Genomic DNA, 16,177 nt, shown 5'->3' with positions numbered 1-16,177 from the left:
TCAGGTAAGCCGACCATGCACACCATTCAAGGCATCACGGTGGTCTCTGTCACGCTGCGCGACTTGCGACAGCGCCTCGAACACCGCATCTGACCGCGATCTGCCCTTGTTTTCATGCCCTGCTGCCTGCACCAGAAATTGAGTCTCCGGCAGGCTGCGGGCATAAAGCACAGCGGATTTCGGCATCACGACAGTCATTGCCGCGCGCATCGCGGAAACCGACAGCCAGCCCAGCTTTTGCGCTTTGGACGTATGGGCCCGCGTCGAGATGGAATCGTACCCGCTCCGCTGAACCTGTCCGCCGATACCGGCATAGATGAACCGCGCCGCATAAATCCCCGGACGCGACGCGACCGGCAGCGCGGCGACGCCCGCTTCGGACCGCATGTACAGACGGTTCGCCTGCATCACGAGCCGACGCGTCATCTGACGGATGGCCTTTGTTGGCTTGGGATTTTCAAGGAACCGATCCGCGCTCAGTCCGGCTTCGTCCAGCCATTCCAGCGGCAGATAAACCCGGCCTTCCAATGCATCCTCGCCGATATCGCGCGAGATATTGGTCAGCTGCATCGCCACACCCAGATCACAGGCGCGCGCCAAAGCGTTCGGATCACGCACCCGCATCAGGACACACATCATCACGCCAACGGCAGACGCCACCCGCGCGGAATAATCGAACAGTTCCGACAGGGTGTCGTACCGACGCCCCATTGCATCCCATGCCAGACCTTCCAGCAAGGCATCCGGTAGCGCGCGGGGCATCTCGAATTCCTCAACCACACGGGCAAACGCCCGGTCGGGTGCCGAATTGTCCGGACGGCCCTGATAAATCCGTTCCAGCCGGTCCTGAAGCCTCAAAACCGCAGCGGCCTTTTCCTGCTGCAGATCGACCGCGTCATCCGCCAGACGGCAGAACGCATACAACGCAAGCGACGGGTCTCTGACGGATGTTGGCAACAGACGTGATGCAGCGTGAAAGGACAGCGATCCATGCCGGATTGCTTCGCGGCACGCGTCCATATCGCTCTCGCGGCAGGTCATCCGCGCACCAAGGCGGGATCGGGCACAAGCTGCGCCAGAACCTCGGCCGATGAAATGACGCCCGGCAAACCCGCACCGGGATGCGTTCCTGCACCGGTCAGAAACAGCCCCTTCAGCTCCTCGCTCACGTTATGCGGACGGAACCACGCGCTTTGCAGGATCCGCGGTTCGATCGAGAACCCAGATCCGTATGGCGAAAGGTACCTGTCCTGGAACGTCTCGGGCGTGAACACCTCGCTTGCGGTCACACGGCTCGAGAAGCCGGGCAACAACTGCTCCTCCAACGCCTTGGTCAGACGCACGCGGTATTGCCGCTCGATATCGGCCCACTTCTCTGAATCCGAATGCCCCAGATGCGGGACAGGGCTCAGAACGTAGAATGTGTCGTCCCCCGCGGGGGCAGCGCTCGGGTCGGTGACGGTCGGACGGTGCACATAGAGTGAGAAATCGTCAGACACTTTCCCGCGCGAGAAGATGTCGCGCACCAGACCCTTGTAGCGCGGACCGTTCAGGATCGTGTGGTGCCCCACATCTTTCCACATGTCGCGCGTGCCCTTGGTGCCGAAATACCAGACATAAAGCCCCATCGACCAGCGCCGCGACTTGAGCTTTTTCGGCGTCCACCTTTTGCGCGGCTGGTTGCGCAGCAGACGGTCATAGGTATACCCGGCATCGGCATTCGACACGACGATGTCCGCGGTCAGCATGTCGCCCGACGCCAGCTTGACGCCCCGTGCGCGCCCGTTCTTGACGAGGATTTCGTCAACTTCGGTTTCCATACGCAAGGTGCCGCCCTGATCGGTGATGATCTTGGCCATGTTCTCGGCAATCGCGGCAACGCCACCCATCGCGTAATGCACCCCGAATTCCTTTTCGAGATGCGACACGAGGATATACATCGACGTCACGTTGAACGGATCGCCACCGATGAACAGCGGATGGAACGACAACGCCATCCGCAACCGCTCATCTTTTACGCGCCGGGACGCATGCGCATAGACCGACCGGTCGGCCCGCAGCATCGCAAAGCGTGGCAACACGCGAATCAGGTCGCTCAGCTTGTGCATCGACCGGCGGCCCAGATCCTCGAACCCGAACCAGTACCGTTCCTCGCTGTCTCGCAGGAACTTGTCGTAGCCCGCCACATCGCCGGGCGACAGGCGGCGCACCTCTTCGCGCATGGCCTCGGTGTCCTGTCGCGCAGTGAATTTCGACCCATCCGGCCAGCGGATTTCATAGAACGGATCAAGCGGTCTGAGATCGACTTCCTTGTGAAAGTCGCGTCCGCACGCCGCCCATAACTCTTTGAAAATCTGCGGGACTGTCACGATGGTCGGACCAAGGTCGAACCGGTGCCCGTCTTTCCAGATGCACGACCCGCGCCCACCCGGAACATCCAGTTTGTCGATTACGGTCACGCGGTAGCCCAGCGCACCCAATCGCATGGCCGAAGCCAATCCCCCAAGCCCGGCACCGATCACCACGGCATGTGCCGAACTCAGCTTGTCGGAATGTGCCGCGAGGGCCGTATCAAGTTTTGTCATCATTCGCTCATGATATACTGTCAACTTTACTTTACAATAAATTGCCGTCGCCTGCGTCAAATTATTTAATATCTTCCCTGCATCCTGAAATTATGTCAGACTAAGTTGACACTATGGGAACCGAAATGCAGACTGTGAGCCTGAGCTTTTACCGCTTTGCCACACCGCTATCGCGGCTGTGGGCGCTGACGATGATGGGCGCTGCACGGTTGTCGCTTCCGCGAATCGACGGGCTGCAATTCTGGAAGCTTTGCGGATCTGGCACAGGCGAAGGCTTCACGCCCATTCCAAACACCTCGGTCTACGCGATCCTGACGGTCTGGCCTGACCTTGATCGCGCGAAGCAGGCGGTTGCGCAGGAATCCATCTTCCAACGCTACAGCGCCAAGGCGTCGGAACACTGGACGCTTTTCCTGACACCGTATTCCGCACGGGGCGCGTGGTCTGGCCAGTCTCCGTTTGTCGAGGAAACCCCGGCACAGACAGGCCCGATCGCCGCCCTGACCCGCGCCACCGTGCGGCCTGTCGTGGCGGCGCAATTCTGGAAACACGTGCCTGACATCAGCGGTGTCATCGGCCGGGATCAGAACGTCCTGTTCAAGATCGGCATCGGAGAAGTTCCGCTCTTCCAGCAGATCACCTTTTCCATCTGGCCCGATTCCGGGTCCATGGCCGCATTCGCCCGCAACAATGGCCCCCACGCGCAGGCCATCCGCGCCGTGCGTGACGGCAACTGGTTCCGCGAAGAACTCTATGCCCGGTTCCGGGTTGCCGACGAGACCGGCAGCTGGGAAGGTCAATCTCCCCGCATTCTCAAGGATATCGCCGCATGAGACATCAGTTTCCCTTTTCCGCCATCGTCGGCCAGGACCAGATGAAGCTCGCCATGGTTCTCACCGCAATCGATCCGGGGATCGGCGGCGTTCTGGTCTTCGGTGATCGTGGCACGGGCAAATCCACCGCCGTTCGTGCGCTTGCTGCCCTGTTGCCACAGATCTCGAAACTCCAAGGAAGCGCGACAAACGCTGCGACCCTCGAAGACATGCCCGAATGGGCGGACCCCGTGTCCGGCAACATCATCGACGTGCCGACCCCGGTGATCGACCTGCCGCTTGGCACAACCGAAGACCGGCTGGTCGGCGCGCTGGATATCGAACGCGCGCTCAGTCGCGGGGAAAAAGCGTTTGAACCCGGTCTGCTGGCCAAGGCGAACCGCGGATACCTCTACATCGACGAAGTGAACCTGCTAGAGGATCACCTTGTCGATCTGCTGCTCGACGTGGCGCAATCCGGTGAAAACGTCATCGAACGCGAAGGCCTGTCGATCCGTCACGACGCGCGCTTCGTGCTTGTCGGTTCCGGTAACCCCGAAGAAGGCGAATTGCGCCCGCAGCTGCTTGACCGCTTTGGCCTGTCTGTCGAGGTCCGGTCACCCAAGGATATCGAGGAACGGGTCGAAGTGATCCGCCGCCGCGCCGCGTTCGACACCAACCCGGATGCTTTCGTTGAAAAATGGTCGGTCGAGGACACGAAGATCCGCAATGCCATTATGGCGGCGCGAGAGGCGCTCAAGACCGTCGATGCGCCGGACGACACGCTGCGCGATTGTGCCGGGCTGTGCGTTGCCATAGGGTCGGACGGGTTGCGCGGCGAACTGACGCTTTTGCGCGCCGCCCGCGCCTTGGCCGCGTACAAGGGCAGCCCGAGTGTCACCCGCGACCACCTGCGCGCCGTGGCCTCCATGGCGCTCAGCCACCGTTTGCGCCGCGATCCGCTCGATGATGCAGGGTCCTCCACCCGCGTCGACCGCACGGTCGAGGAAGTCTTTGCATGAAAGAAGACCCAACTGCCGTAAACGTCCAAGGCCAACTGGCCCTGACGCTTCTGGCGGTCGATCCGGCAGGGTTGGGGGGTCTGCACCTGCGCGCCCGCGCCGGACCCGTCCGAGACATGTTCTGCGCTCCGATCAAGACGATCTTTCCAAAGGCGCGCCGCATTGCGCCCTCGATCTCTGACCTGCAACTTTTTGGTGGCGTCGATATCGGCGAAACCCTCACTCGCGGTGAAATCATTCGCGCCAAGGGCATTCTCGAAACGCCGACCTCGCTGGTCTTTACCATGGCCGAACGCTGCGAACCCGGTCTGGCCGCCCGTCTGGCGCAGGCGCTGGATTCCGGCATCGGTCATGCGTTGATCCTTTTGGACGAAGGCGCCGAGGATGACGAGATCGCACCGACCACCCTGACTGAACGGCTTGCCTTCCGCGTCGATCTGGACGGGATGCGCCATGTCGATCTGGTGCACATGGTGATGGAAGAAGCCGACGTCACCGCCGCACAGGCGAGATTGACCTCGGTCGCTATTCCCGACGATGCTCCCGCGGCGCTTGCCGTAACTGCCGTTCGCTTCGGCATCGACTCCTTGCGCGCACCATTGATCGCCTTGGCGGCAGCCCGCGCAAATGCGGCTCTGAACAACCGCAAAACGGTGAATGAAGACGATCTTCAAATCGCCGTTCAACTGGTCTATGCCCACCGCGCCACGCAAATGCCGGTCGAGGACGAGGCGGAAGAGCCAGAGGACAACACCCAACCCGACGACTCCCCCGAGACGCAAAGCCCGGATCAGGACGAGTCAGACCTGAATCTGCCCGACGAATTGCTGATCGACGCGGTCAAGGCGGTTCTGCCCTTCGATATACTTGCCATGCTCGAAGGGTCCGGGCGGACAAAGACTGCGTCCGGCAGCAGCGGTGCAGGACAGAAAAAACGCGGCAATCGACGCGGGCGGCCCTTACCCTCGCGTCCGGGGCGGCTGGACGGCGGCAACCGGATTGATCTGGTTGCCACTCTGCGCGCCGCCGTGCCGTGGCAGACCATCCGCCGCAAGCAAAACCCGGACCGCACTGGCGTTCTGATCCGCCCGTCCGACATCCACGTGAAGGTGTTTCAGGAGGTGTCCGACCGGCTGGTCATCTTTGCCGTTGATGCCTCCGGCTCTGCTGCTGTCGCCCGTCTGTCCGAGGCGAAAGGCGCGGTTGAGCTGATGCTGGCCGACGCTTATGCCCGCCGCGATCACGTGGCGCTGATTGCGTTCCGGGGCGAGGGCGCTGAGCTCATTCTGCCACCAACGCGATCGCTCGTGCAGACCAAACGCCGCCTGGCTGGCCTGCCCGGTGGCGGCGGCACACCGCTTGCCGCTGGTCTGAAAGCTGCGGCCGACCTTGCCCAACGCGTGCGGGCCCAAGGGCTCTCGCCGTCCATAGCGGTTCTGACCGACGGTCGCGCAAACGTGCCGCTTCCCGGCAAGACAGGCCGCGCTGCCGCAAACGAGGATGCCACGGCAATGGCGCGACATGTCCGGTCGCTGAATATTCCCAGCGCGATGATCGATACATCCGTACGACCACACCGCGATCTCCGTACGCTCTGCGATGTGATGAACGCGAAATACATCCCGCTGCCCCGCGCGGATGCCAAAGGGCTGAGCCGCGCCATCGAAACTGCGCTTGGAGAGTGACATCATGGGCGCCGTCGAAACCCTGACAGCTTGGCCCCACGCCGACCATTCGCGCTTTGTGGATGTGCGCCCGCATCGCTGGCATGTGCAGGAGATGGGGCAGGGCGAGACCGTTCTCTTGCTGCACGGCGCCAGCGGATCGACCCATTCCTGGCGCGACGTGATGACGGATCTGGCCAAGGATCATCATGTCGTCGCAATTGACCTGCCGGGTCACGGCCAAACCAAACTCGGATCGCGCCACAGATCGTCATTGCCCCTGATGGCACAGGACGCGCAGGCTTTGATCGACCACGAAGGCTGGAATATCAAGGCGATCATCGCCCATTCCGCCGGTGCCGCTTTGGGTCTGCGCCTGTTGCAAACGTCAGGTGGCACGTCACCACTTGTCGCGGTCAACCCGGCCCTGTCGCCGTTCAAGGGGATGGCGGGCGTTCTTTTTCCGATCGCCGCCCGCGTTGTTGCGCTCAGCCCCATCGTGGCCAAGATGATAAAGCGCAGGATGTCCGGACCGGGGCAGGTGGTGTCGCTGATGGAAACCACGGGGTCAAAGATCTCTCCCGAAGGCCTGAACCTTTACGCCAAGCTGTTCCGAAGTGACGCACATCTGGATGGGACCCTGTTGATGATGGCGCAATGGAAACTCGATGGGCTGGTGGCGGATCTGCCCAGGATCACAGTCCCGTGCACCTTCCTGATCGGGGAAAACGACAAGGCTGTGCCACCTTCGTCTGTGAAGGAAAGCGCAAAACGGATGCCCGATGCAACGGTTCTGAGCTATCCGGGCTACGGCCATCTTCTGCATGAAGAGGCGCCCGGACTTGTCGCTGATCAGCTGCGCGCGGTTCTGCGCAAGTAAACGTAATACGCCCCGCCACCGCCATGGCGGATATGCGCCTCTGACACATCCAACACAGCGGTGTTCAACGGGGCCATGCGCAGCCACATCGGCACCTGACGTTTCAACACACCCCGTTGGCGGGGCATCGGATCATGCGGATCGTCGCGCTGCCCCTTGCCGGTGATCACCAGAACAAGACGGGATCCGCGCGAATAGGATGTGAGGATGAACCGTGTCAGCGCTGGATGCGCCTGATCGAGGGTCATGCCATGCAGATCGATGCGCCCTTCGGGCACCAGCTTGCCGCGGCGCATCTTGCCGTAGGTCTTGGTATCCATGACCGGCTTGGCCTGCGACGCGGTCTGCGGCTTGGACACCGATGGCCCATTGGTGTTCACTTTTGTCCCGATCCCGAACGCCTCGGGCAGATCCATCGTCTCTGGTTCCGCCTTGCGCCGGACAGTCGGCTTGACCGGCTCAGCAGCGCGGCGCAGGGCCTGGGGCAGGGGCGTCGCGGAATGCGCGACCTTCTGCCAAAGCTCCTTCTCCTCGGGACGAAGCTTGCGCCGGCTCATTGGTACGCCTCGGGCAGGAACGCATAGGCCCGCTGAATTGGCATAAGCACAACCATACGCCCCGGATCCTTGATCCGACCGGCCTGACGACCCGCGTCATCCCCCGTTCCATAAAACACATCGGCCCGCTGTGCGCCCTTGATCGCAGACCCTGTATCCTGCGCAATCATCAAACGGCGCAACGGATCCGCGCCCTCCTTTTCAATCCAGACAGGAGCACCCAAGGGCGTAAAGGCCGGATCAACCGCAATCGACCGCAGGGGCGTGATCGACCGGTTCATTGCACCAAGTGGACCCCTGTCCGCCGGAACCTGACTGACTTCGCGGAAAAACACGTAGGAGTCGTTGTGATACAGCAGGTCTTCGCCTTCGACCGGGTTGCGCCGCACCCAGTTCTTGATGACATCGGCCGACACCTGGTGCGGCTGGTAGACGCCACGACGCACCAGTTCTTGCCCGATGGATCGGTAATTGTGCCCGTTCGCGCCGCCATACCCGACCCGGATCATACGCCCATCGGGATAGCGAATGCGGCCCGATCCCTGCACCTGCAGGAAAAACAGCTCAACAGGGTCATCAACCCAGGCAATCTCGAGCCCACGCCCCTCCATCACACCACCGGTCAGGATGTCACGGCGACTGAGCCAAGGGCGACTGTCGTTCGCCTCGGGCGGCATCTTGTAGATCGGATGCCTGTACCGGGCGGTTCGTACGGGTGAGCCGGACAGTTCCGGTTCAAAATACCCGGTGAACAAAGGCTCCTTGTCGTCAGTGACCAACATGGGTCGAAAGAACAGCTCGAAAAACTGCCGTGCATCCGTGGCGTCGAAGGCCAACGCGCAAAGCGAGGCCCAATCGGGTTCGTCAAGATCGGCACAGGTGTTCTTGAACACGGTCAGGGCCGACGCATGATCATCGTCGGCCCAACCATTCAGATCCTCGAAACCAAGGATCGCATAATTCGTTATCGGCTCATTGGGCACAACAGGTCCTGCCATCAGAACACCAAGAGTTATGGCTGCGCCCAGCCGTCGGATCATTCGCCCGTGGCGACAAGCTGCCAGTTCGGATCATCCACACCCATACGGCGGGCATAGGTCCAAACGTCTTTTTGCCGCTTAACCTGGGTCGGCGACCCTTCAATGACCTCACCGGAACTGTCCCGCACGGTCGATGTCAGTTCACCGATATACTTGACGCTGATTTCCGCCATTGCGGTCTTTTCATCGAATGTCGCAGCGACCAGCGTCATTTCTCGAACTCCAACGAATTCGGCGTCGATGGTCAGACCCTGCTCTTTTCGCGCCTCGACCACCTCGGCAAAGGTTTCGTATACATCATCCGCAAGGAACGGCTTGATCTCTGCCAGGTCCCCGCGTTCAAAACCCATCAGGATCATCTCGTAGGCACCGCGCGCGCCGCCAAGGAAATCGCCAACGCCAAAGGATGGTTCGGCCCGCTTCATGCGGGCAAGCGCATCAGCGGCATCGCTGCCTGCATCGACATGGTCGATGATGTCATGGTCTGGCCCCCCTTCGATCACTTCAAAATCGCGGCGGGACGAAGAATGAGGCTCCTGCTGCCGCGGGACCGGCTGCTTTTCGAAACCTTCCCGTGTGCCAAGAACGCTTTTCAAGCGCAGGATCAGAAACACGGCGATGCCGGCAAGCACCAAAAGCTGTATCAGCGGAGAATTCATCAGGACCTCGCCCAGACCAAAGTGGAAACGTCGTTGTTGAATTCTTATGTAGGTGTTGGGCGTTGCATAGTCCACCGCACGTCCGGCGAAAGGAGTCCCCCGCTATGTGGCTATTTGTGGCTTTTTTGCTCGTTCCGCTGATCGAGATCGGTTTGTTCATCCAGATCGGGGGTCTGATCGGGCTTTGGCCGACCCTCGGCGTTGTCGTTCTAACCGCGATCATCGGCACGTATTTGGTGCGCTCACAGGGTCTGATGGCGATGAACAACCTGCGCGGTTCCTTCTCGCGCCTCGAGGACCCGTCCCAGGCGCTTGCGCATGGTGCGATGATCCTGCTTGCAGGCGCTTTGCTGCTCACACCGGGGTTTTTCACCGATGCGGTCGGGTTCGCCCTGCTCGCCCCACCGATCCGGTCGGCGCTCATCACTTACATGCGCAAGCGGATCAAGGTTCAGCGCTTTGACATGGGTCCGCAATCCGACCCATACGCCGATCAGGCGCGCCCTAGGCCGCGCGATACCGTGATTGACGGCGAGTATCACGAGATCTCCGATCCGAAAAAACCCACACATCAGGGTTCTGGGTGGACAAAGCATTGAGGCTGCGCAGATCGGCTGTTAAGCAACAGGCAACTTTGGCAACCGCTCGATCCGAGGGAGATAGACATGGCTGACACGCCGGAAACCACTGGCAACGGGGCCGCACCGCAAGCTGCACCCGTCAAGATGAACGTTCTTGCGCAATTCGTGCGCGACATGTCGTTCGAAAACATCCTCGCCCAGAAGGGTGTTCAGGGAGAAGTGCAGCCCGACGTTCAGCTTCAGGTCAACCTGGATGCGAAAAAGCGCACCGCCGAGGGCCAGTACGAAGTGATCCTGAAGCTGCAGGTCACATCAAAGGCCAAGGAAAGCGGGGACACGCTGTTCGTGCTCGAACTGGAATATGCCGGTGTCTTCCACGTGGAAAACGTGCCGGACGAACAGCTTCACCCGTTCCTTCTGATCGAATGCCCGCGGATGCTCTTCCCGTTTGTGCGTCGGATCGTCAGCGACGTGACCCGCGACGGTGGCTTCCCGCCGCTGAACTTGGAAACGATTGATTTCCTGCAGCTTTACCGTTCGGAACTGGCCCGTCGCGCGAGCGCGAAGTCATCGGAAACGGCGAACGCCTGAGTTACAGCCGCTTCCACAGGGCGGTATCCCCAAGCTTGTCGACAAAGGCGGCATGTGCCGCCTTTTCGCTGTCTGACAGGCGCGACGGCAACGGGGCAGGGCGCGGCTTAGGCCGCCAAGCCGCAGCTTCTTGTCCGGGTGCCGACCTGTCCTGCGACACGTTCAATGCAAAGTCCGGCTGTTTGCCGCCAATCAGCTCAAGGTACACTTCGGCGAGGATCTCGGAATCGAGCAACGCGCCGTGCAAGGTCCGTGACGCATTGTCGATCCCGAACCGACGACACAGCGCGTCAAGCGAGGCTGGCGAGCCCGGAAATTTCCGACGCGCAATGGCAAGCGTATCGACCGCACGATCATTCGGAATCGGCGCGCGTTTGACCCAGGACAGTTCCGCGTTGAGAAACTTCATGTCGAACGCGGCGTTGTGGATCACAAGTTTTGAATCTCCGATGAAATCGACAAAGGCCTGCGCAATCGTCGCAAAGACCGGCTTGTCCCGGAGAAAGTCATCGCCCAGACCATGCACCGCAAACGCTTCTGGAGGCATGGCGCGCTCGGGGTTGATGTATTGGTGATACGTCTTGCCCGTCGGCACGTGATTGAACAGCTCGACCGCGCCGATCTCGACGATCCGGTCGCCTTGATCCGGCTCAAAACCTGTTGTTTCCGTATCGAGAACAATCTCACGCATGGGTCATCTGTTTCCTGATCTGTGCCAATATATCCTGGACCTGCTGGCGCGCATGATCAAGCGTATCGGTCTCGATCACGAAATCCGACCGCGCACATTTTTCGTCATTCGGCATTTGCTTGTCGCGGATCGCGCGGAACTGATCGACCGTCATGGTCCCCCTCTCCAGCACGCGTTTTTCCTGCTCTTGCGGTGAAACAGTGACACATACCACCGCATCCATCGCGGCATCCGCGCCGGTTTCGAACAGCAGCGGAATGTCGAACACCAGAACATCGGCATCGGAACTCGTCGCGAACTGCGCTCGATCTGCCTGCACCAAAGGGTGCACAATGGCTTCGATCCGTTTCAACGCGTCAGGCTCCTTGCCGATGATCACGCGCAAGGCCGCCCGGTCAACGATGCCGCCGGAAATCGCATCGGGGAACAAGGCCTGCATCGGTGACACCGCAGCACCATCCTTGGCATAAAGCCGGTGCACCGCGACATCCGCGTCCCACACATCACAGCCGGCCTCGGCGAACAATCGGGCGGTGGTGGATTTGCCCATGCCGATGGATCCGGTGAGGCCCAGCTTGAAGGTCACCGCAAAACTGCCGCGCGCACGTTTTCGTCGACAACGGGCCGCTTTCCGAACCAGCGTTCAAAACCGGGCACCGCCTGGTGCAGCAACATGCCCAACCCATCGACGACGCGACAGCCGCGATCCTCGGCCGTGGCCAGCAAACGAGTCTGAAGCGGCGTGTAGACCAGATCATTGACGATGGCGCCTGGGCGCAACCCATCCAGCGGCACGCGCATCTCGGGCTTGCCGGTCATGCCCAGCGACGTCGTGTTGACCACGAGATCCGCTTCTTCCAGAACATTACCCGCCTGCACCCATTCCACGACCTGAACACGGTTGCCAAAATCCTCGCGCAGCTTTTCGGCGCGGATGCGGGTCCGGTTGCTCAGGATGATGCGCGGGACACCAACATCGAGCAGCGATGCCAGAACAGCGCGGCAGGCACCGCCGGCCCCGAACACCACGGCAGGACCGGATTTCGGGTTCCAGTCGGGGATCGCCTGGCGGATATTCTCGATAAAACCATAACCGTCTGTATTGTCGGCATGAATCCGGCCATCCTTGCGGAAGATCAACGTGTTCGCAGCACCGATCAGCGTGGCACGGTCGGTGATCAGATCAGCAATCTCCATCACGCGTTCCTTGTGCGGAATGGTGACATTCGCCCCGACAAACCCAAGGTCTGCCAGACGTGGCAACAGATCCGCCAGCTTGTCAGGTTCGATATCCATCGGGATATAGTGACCCTTGAGTCCATATTTCCGAAGCCAGTAGCCATGCACATTCGGGCTTTTGGAATGCGCCACGGGATGGCCGATAACCGCGGCCAAGGGTATTTTACTGTCACTCATCCGTCGATCCGTCCGGTCAAAACAAGGTGGTTCAGAAGTTCCAGTAACGGAAGTCCAAGCACCGTGAAATAGTCGCCTTGCACCTGCGTGAACAGCCGCGCGCCTTCTTCCTCGAGCTTGTAGCCGCCGACAGAGTGGCGAACGCTGTCCCAGTTCCGTTCTATGTAATCATCCAGATAGCTGTCCGAGACATCGCGCATCCGCAACCGGACAACTCCGACATGCCGCCATTTCGGTTCTCCGTTCTCGTAGAGCACCGCCGCCGACAAAAGCGTATGGGACTGGTTGCGCAACGCTTTCAGTTGCTCGCGCGCCTCATCTGGGCTGTTCGGTTTCGCGAAGACGGTGTTGCCCAGTGCCAGAACCTGGTCGCACCCCAGCACCAGCGCGCCGGGCGTCTTGTCCGATACCTTGCGCGCCTTCATCTCGGCCAGAGTGTCGGCGATGTCGCGTGGCGACGCACCCTCGGCCTCGAGCGCGCTCCGAATGGCCTCTTCATCGATTCGAGCCACCTGCACATCGAATCGAATGCCCGCATTGCGCAGCAGATCGGCGCGGATCTGGGAGCCGGAGGCGAGGACGAGGTCGAGATTCATGTGGACAACTCTTCGGACAAGGTCGGTTTCTTTACATGAGTGTTTTGGGGAAATCCGGGCGCGTCAGCAAGCCTGTAGAGATCTCGGCAAGTTACTCTTGATGGGCGGACAGGTTTTACGGGCTGTGCAAGGGATAAGTCGGGTGTGGGTATAATCACCCTTGTCGGCAGGTCGCCACCATTGCATACCGGAGTTATCCCCATGATCACTGTATTTTAATTAATACTAAACAATGACTTATAGATCATGGATAGGGTTATTCACATTCATACCCACATCTACCCACAGATCAACGGCTTGGGGGTTAATCCTGTACAATCCAATAATCCACAGCAGACAGACCACACCACAACATCGAAATCCTTTCTAAATTTCTTATTTTATTAAGAATTAGGAGGTGTTTGACAGGCTAGCTCCCCTCGGCTAAGAGCAAAACAGTCCTGTTCTGGGCGATACTTTCCTGACACATAGAAAAAATGACTGCGAACATCCGTGGTCCGGGATTTTTCATGACTGAAAAGCTGAACCTTGCCGATCTGAAGGCAAAAAGCCCCAAAGACCTTCTGGCGATGGCCGAAGAGCTCGAAATCGAAAACGCATCGACGATGCGCAAAGGCGAGATCATGTTCCAGATCCTGCGCGAGCGTGCGGACGAGGGCTGGACAGTCTTCGGTGACGGCGTTCTCGAAGTGCTTCAGGACGGGTTCGGTTTCCTGCGCTCCCCCGAAGCGAACTACCTGCCCGGTCCCGATGACATTTACGTCTCACCCGAGATGATCCGGAAGTTCTCGCTGCGTACAGGCGACACGATCGACGGGGAAATGAGGGCACCGGAAGACAACGAACGCTATTTTGCCTTGATGGATTGCACACAGATCAACTTCCAGGATCCGGAACGTGCCCGTCACAAGATCGCCTTCGACAACCTGACGCCGCTTTATCCCGACGAGCGTCTGACGATGGAATTCGAAGATCCCACCGCCAAGGATCGGTCCGCGCGCATCATCGACCTCGTAGCACCCATCGGCAAAGGCCAGCGCTCCTTGATTGTCGCGCCACCGCGTACCGGTAAAACCGTTCTCCTGCAGAACATCGCGCATTCCATCGAACGCAATCACCCGGAATGCTACCTTATCGTCCTGCTGATCGACGAACGCCCGGAAGAAGTCACCGACATGCAGCGTTCGGTTAAAGGCGAAGTCGTGTCGTCCACCTTTGATGAACCTGCGACGCGTCACGTTGCTGTGTCTGAAATGGTCATCGAAAAGGCCAAGCGCCTTGTCGAACACAAGAGAGATGTCGTTATCCTTCTCGATTCGATCACAAGACTTGGTAGAGCCTTCAACACAGTTGTCCCGTCGTCGGGCAAAGTTCTGACCGGTGGTGTGGACGCAAACGCGCTCCAGCGGCCCAAGCGGTTCTTTGGTGCGGCTCGCAACATCGAAGAGGGCGGATCGCTGACCATCATCGCAACCGCGCTGATCGACACCGGAAGCCGCATGGACGAAGTGATCTTTGAAGAATTCAAAGGCACGGGTAACTCGGAAATCGTTCTGGATCGCAAGGTCGCGGACAAGCGCGTATTCCCGGCAATGGACATTCTCAAGTCCGGCACCCGCAAAGAAGAGCTGCTGGTCGACAAGATTGACCTGCAAAAGACATTCGTGCTGCGCCGTATCCTCAACCCGATGGGCACCACGGACGCGATCGAATTCCTGATCTCCAAGCTGAAGCAAACAAAGAACAATTCGGAGTTCTTCGACTCGATGAATTCGTAAACCTGGCGGGCGTGCAATGTCATGGACACGATCTTTGCCCTGGCCACCGTGCCAGGAAAATCAGGCGTTGCTGTCATCCGGGTGTCTGGGCCAGATGCCTTTACCAGTTGCACGTCCTTTGGGTTTGAACCTCCGCAACCGAGGAAAACCGCGCTTCGGAAACTCGTCCACGAAGAACGCGGCTTTCTCGATGAAGCGCTGGTTCTGACCTTCGAGGATGGCGCGAGTTTTACTGGCGAACCTGTTGTCGAATTTCATGTCCACGGCAGCATTGCCATCATCAACAGCATACTGGATTGCCTGAAATCCATCCCCGGCTACCGTTTTGCAGAGGCTGGTGAATTCACACGGCGTGCGTTGAACAACGGTCGGCTCGACCTCACTCAGGTTGAAGCGTTGGCAGATCTGATCGACGCGGAAACCGAAATGCAGCGCAAGCAGGCGCTCAAGGGATTTACCGGTCGTCTGCGGGAAAAGTCGGAAACCTGGCGGGCTGACCTTATCCATGCGCTGTCACTTCTAGAGGCGACCATCGACTTTGCCGATGAAGAGGTGCCTGTCGATGTCTCGGCCGATGTCGAACGTCTGCTGACGGGAGTCATCCAGACCATGGATCTGGAAATCAGCGGTTTTGGCGTCGCGGAACGTGTCAGAACGGGTTTTGAAGTGGCGATTGTCGGTCCGCCCAATGCGGGCAAGTCCACGCTTCTCAACATGTTGGCCGGGCGCGATGCCGCGATTACCTCTGAAATCGCTGGGACAACACGGGATGTCATCGAAGTACGGATGGATCTCGACTCCTTGCCGGTGACTTTTCTCGATACAGCCGGTCTTCGTGAAAGCAGTGACGTGATTGAAACGATCGGCATCCAACGTGCAATGGACCGAGCCGAAGCGGCGGACCTTCGGATATTTCTCAAAGGCTCCGGCGGTTTTGGCGACTTGATTCCGCTGGGTCATGACATCGTCATCGAGGGAAAATCCGATCTTCGGAATGACGGGCAGGGGGTGTCCGGAGTCACTGGGGCAGGCGTCCAGAAATTGATGGATGACGTAAAAACCTATCTGTTGTCACATGCGATGTCTGCTGGTCTCGTTTCCCACGAACGCCAAAAGCTGGTTCTGGATCAAGGTCGGGCCGCGTTGCACAAAGCGCTTGGTTTCGCTCAGTCCGGACCCATTCAGTATGAGCTTGCATCTGAAGAACTCCGCTCAGCAATCTTCACTCTTGAAAGACTGGTGGGTCGTGTCGATGTTGAAGATGTGCTAGACAAAGTCTTCTCAAGTTTCTGCATCGGAAAGTAA

17 protein-coding genes are annotated in these 16,177 nt (G+C 59.5%); 8 read left to right on the top strand and 9 right to left on the bottom strand.

The annotated features are described in order from the left end of the window. Window positions 1–1,041 carry a 15-cis-phytoene synthase gene (gene crtB, locus IEV82_RS03395; protein ID WP_188480533.1) on the bottom strand — a complete coding sequence of 347 codons (1,041 nt, stop codon included), beginning with the start codon at window positions 1,039–1,041 and terminating at the stop codon, window positions 1–3. Continuing rightward, entirely contained in the window at window positions 1,038–2,588 is a 1,551-nt protein-coding gene (locus IEV82_RS03390) for a phytoene desaturase (protein ID WP_188480532.1), read from the bottom strand. The genes crtB and IEV82_RS03390 overlap by 4 nt, the downstream gene beginning before the upstream one ends. A gap of 122 nt (window positions 2,589–2,710) precedes the next feature. Here IEV82_RS03390 and crtA point away from each other — a divergent pair, with 122 nt between their 5' ends. From crtA to bchO, 4 genes are read left to right on the top strand one after another with little or no spacing between them, the layout of a single operon-like run. Continuing rightward, window positions 2,711–3,418, top strand: coding sequence for a spheroidene monooxygenase (gene crtA, locus IEV82_RS03385; RefSeq protein ID WP_229747643.1), 708 nt, complete (start codon window positions 2,711–2,713; stop codon window positions 3,416–3,418). After that, window positions 3,415–4,419: a magnesium chelatase ATPase subunit I gene (bchI, locus tag IEV82_RS03380; protein ID WP_188480530.1), complete on the top strand. Its 1,005-nt coding sequence runs from the start codon at window positions 3,415–3,417 to the stop codon at window positions 4,417–4,419. The genes crtA and bchI overlap by 4 nt, the downstream gene beginning before the upstream one ends. Beyond that, window positions 4,416–6,104: a magnesium chelatase subunit D gene (locus IEV82_RS03375; protein WP_188480529.1), complete on the top strand. Its 1,689-nt coding sequence runs from the start codon at window positions 4,416–4,418 to the stop codon at window positions 6,102–6,104. The genes bchI and IEV82_RS03375 overlap by 4 nt, the downstream gene beginning before the upstream one ends. 4 nt (window positions 6,105–6,108) lie before the next feature. After that, window positions 6,109–6,963 (top strand): alpha/beta fold hydrolase BchO, encoded by an 855-nt coding sequence (gene bchO / locus IEV82_RS03370; RefSeq protein WP_188480528.1) that lies wholly within the window; start codon window positions 6,109–6,111, stop codon window positions 6,961–6,963. Here bchO and IEV82_RS03365 read toward each other — a convergent pair. Genes IEV82_RS03365 through IEV82_RS03355 form a run of 3 tightly spaced genes read right to left on the bottom strand, consistent with a single transcriptional unit; the run spans window position 6,936 to window position 9,219 of the window. Further along, the gene (locus tag IEV82_RS03365) at window positions 6,936–7,520 is read right to left on the bottom strand and encodes a Smr/MutS family protein (RefSeq protein WP_188480527.1); all 585 of its coding nucleotides are present in this window, start codon (window positions 7,518–7,520) and stop codon (window positions 6,936–6,938) included. The genes bchO and IEV82_RS03365 overlap by 28 nt on opposite strands. Continuing rightward, complete coding sequence (mltA, locus tag IEV82_RS03360) at window positions 7,517–8,560, bottom strand: murein transglycosylase A (RefSeq protein WP_188480526.1); 1,044 nt, start codon at window positions 8,558–8,560, stop codon at window positions 7,517–7,519. Before mltA ends, IEV82_RS03365 begins: the two co-directional genes overlap by 4 nt. Next, the gene (locus tag IEV82_RS03355) at window positions 8,557–9,219 is read right to left on the bottom strand and encodes a Tim44/TimA family putative adaptor protein (protein ID WP_188480525.1); all 663 of its coding nucleotides are present in this window, start codon (window positions 9,217–9,219) and stop codon (window positions 8,557–8,559) included. The genes mltA and IEV82_RS03355 overlap by 4 nt, the downstream gene beginning before the upstream one ends. 104 nt (window positions 9,220–9,323) lie before the next feature. Here IEV82_RS03355 and IEV82_RS03350 point away from each other — a divergent pair, with 104 nt between their 5' ends. Both IEV82_RS03350 and secB read left to right on the top strand, forming a co-directional pair. Further along, a complete protein-coding gene (locus IEV82_RS03350; protein WP_188480524.1) occupies window positions 9,324–9,818 on the top strand; it encodes an FxsA family protein in 495 nt (164 codons plus the stop codon). 66 nt (window positions 9,819–9,884) lie between these two features. Beyond that, complete coding sequence (gene secB / locus IEV82_RS03345; RefSeq protein WP_188480523.1) at window positions 9,885–10,391, top strand: protein-export chaperone SecB; 507 nt, start codon at window positions 9,885–9,887, stop codon at window positions 10,389–10,391. A gap of 1 nt (window position 10,392) precedes the next feature. Here secB and dnaQ read toward each other — a convergent pair whose 3' ends face one another. From dnaQ to IEV82_RS03325, 4 genes are read right to left on the bottom strand one after another with little or no spacing between them, the layout of a single operon-like run. Continuing rightward, window positions 10,393–11,082, bottom strand: a complete 690-nt coding sequence (dnaQ, locus tag IEV82_RS03340) for a DNA polymerase III subunit epsilon (RefSeq protein ID WP_188480522.1) — start codon at window positions 11,080–11,082, stop codon at window positions 10,393–10,395. Then, the gene (coaE, locus tag IEV82_RS03335; protein ID WP_188480521.1) at window positions 11,075–11,668 is read right to left on the bottom strand and encodes a dephospho-CoA kinase; all 594 of its coding nucleotides are present in this window, start codon (window positions 11,666–11,668) and stop codon (window positions 11,075–11,077) included. The genes dnaQ and coaE overlap by 8 nt, the downstream gene beginning before the upstream one ends. Beyond that, a complete protein-coding gene (locus IEV82_RS03330; protein WP_188480520.1) occupies window positions 11,665–12,498 on the bottom strand; it encodes a shikimate dehydrogenase in 834 nt (277 codons plus the stop codon). The genes coaE and IEV82_RS03330 overlap by 4 nt, the downstream gene beginning before the upstream one ends. Next, a complete protein-coding gene (locus IEV82_RS03325) occupies window positions 12,495–13,094 on the bottom strand; it encodes a Maf family protein (RefSeq protein WP_188480519.1) in 600 nt (199 codons plus the stop codon). Before IEV82_RS03325 ends, IEV82_RS03330 begins: the two co-directional genes overlap by 4 nt. Window positions 13,095–13,603: 509 nt before the next feature. On the opposite strand from IEV82_RS03325, the gene rho reads away from it, so the two are divergent. Next, the gene (gene rho / locus IEV82_RS03320; protein ID WP_188480518.1) at window positions 13,604–14,872 is read left to right on the top strand and encodes a transcription termination factor Rho; all 1,269 of its coding nucleotides are present in this window, start codon (window positions 13,604–13,606) and stop codon (window positions 14,870–14,872) included. Window positions 14,873–14,893: 21 nt separating this feature from the next. Next, the gene (mnmE, locus tag IEV82_RS03315) at window positions 14,894–16,177 is read left to right on the top strand and encodes a tRNA uridine-5-carboxymethylaminomethyl(34) synthesis GTPase MnmE (RefSeq protein ID WP_188480517.1); all 1,284 of its coding nucleotides are present in this window, start codon (window positions 14,894–14,896) and stop codon (window positions 16,175–16,177) included.

It is taken from the genome of Marivita lacus (assembly GCF_014637725.1).
GTDB classification, from domain to species: Bacteria; Pseudomonadota; Alphaproteobacteria; order Rhodobacterales; family Rhodobacteraceae; genus Marivita; species Marivita lacus.
The sequence above is the reverse complement of the archived record's forward strand: the minus strand, read 5'-3'. Positions and strand labels throughout refer to the sequence as shown.

What these genes read in the sequence shown, in the direction of transcription:
- bchI (WP_188480530.1), top strand. Translation starts at nt 3,415, where the DNA reads ATGAGACATCAGTTTCCCTTTTCCGCCATCGTCGGCCAGGACCAGATG.
- rho (WP_188480518.1), top strand. Translation starts at nt 13,604, where the DNA reads ATGACTGAAAAGCTGAACCTTGCCGATCTGAAGGCAAAAAGCCCCAAA.
- IEV82_RS03350 (WP_188480524.1), top strand. Translation starts at nt 9,324, where the DNA reads ATGTGGCTATTTGTGGCTTTTTTGCTCGTTCCGCTGATCGAGATCGGT.
- IEV82_RS03330 (WP_188480520.1), bottom strand. Translation starts at nt 12,498, where the DNA reads ATGAGTGACAGTAAAATACCCTTGGCCGCGGTTATCGGCCATCCCGTG.
- IEV82_RS03355 (WP_188480525.1), bottom strand. Translation starts at nt 9,219, where the DNA reads ATGAATTCTCCGCTGATACAGCTTTTGGTGCTTGCCGGCATCGCCGTG.
- IEV82_RS03365 (WP_188480527.1), bottom strand. Translation starts at nt 7,520, where the DNA reads ATGAGCCGGCGCAAGCTTCGTCCCGAGGAGAAGGAGCTTTGGCAGAAG.
- bchO (WP_188480528.1), top strand. Translation starts at nt 6,109, where the DNA reads ATGGGCGCCGTCGAAACCCTGACAGCTTGGCCCCACGCCGACCATTCG.
- mnmE (WP_188480517.1), top strand. Translation starts at nt 14,894, where the DNA reads ATGGACACGATCTTTGCCCTGGCCACCGTGCCAGGAAAATCAGGCGTT.
- crtB (WP_188480533.1), bottom strand. Translation starts at nt 1,041, where the DNA reads ATGACCTGCCGCGAGAGCGATATGGACGCGTGCCGCGAAGCAATCCGG.
- secB (WP_188480523.1), top strand. Translation starts at nt 9,885, where the DNA reads ATGGCTGACACGCCGGAAACCACTGGCAACGGGGCCGCACCGCAAGCT.
- IEV82_RS03375 (WP_188480529.1), top strand. Translation starts at nt 4,416, where the DNA reads ATGAAAGAAGACCCAACTGCCGTAAACGTCCAAGGCCAACTGGCCCTG.
- mltA (WP_188480526.1), bottom strand. Translation starts at nt 8,560, where the DNA reads ATGATCCGACGGCTGGGCGCAGCCATAACTCTTGGTGTTCTGATGGCA.
- IEV82_RS03325 (WP_188480519.1), bottom strand. Translation starts at nt 13,094, where the DNA reads ATGAATCTCGACCTCGTCCTCGCCTCCGGCTCCCAGATCCGCGCCGAT.
- dnaQ (WP_188480522.1), bottom strand. Translation starts at nt 11,082, where the DNA reads ATGCGTGAGATTGTTCTCGATACGGAAACAACAGGTTTTGAGCCGGAT.
- crtA (WP_229747643.1), top strand. Translation starts at nt 2,711, where the DNA reads ATGCAGACTGTGAGCCTGAGCTTTTACCGCTTTGCCACACCGCTATCG.
- IEV82_RS03390 (WP_188480532.1), bottom strand. Translation starts at nt 2,588, where the DNA reads ATGATGACAAAACTTGATACGGCCCTCGCGGCACATTCCGACAAGCTG.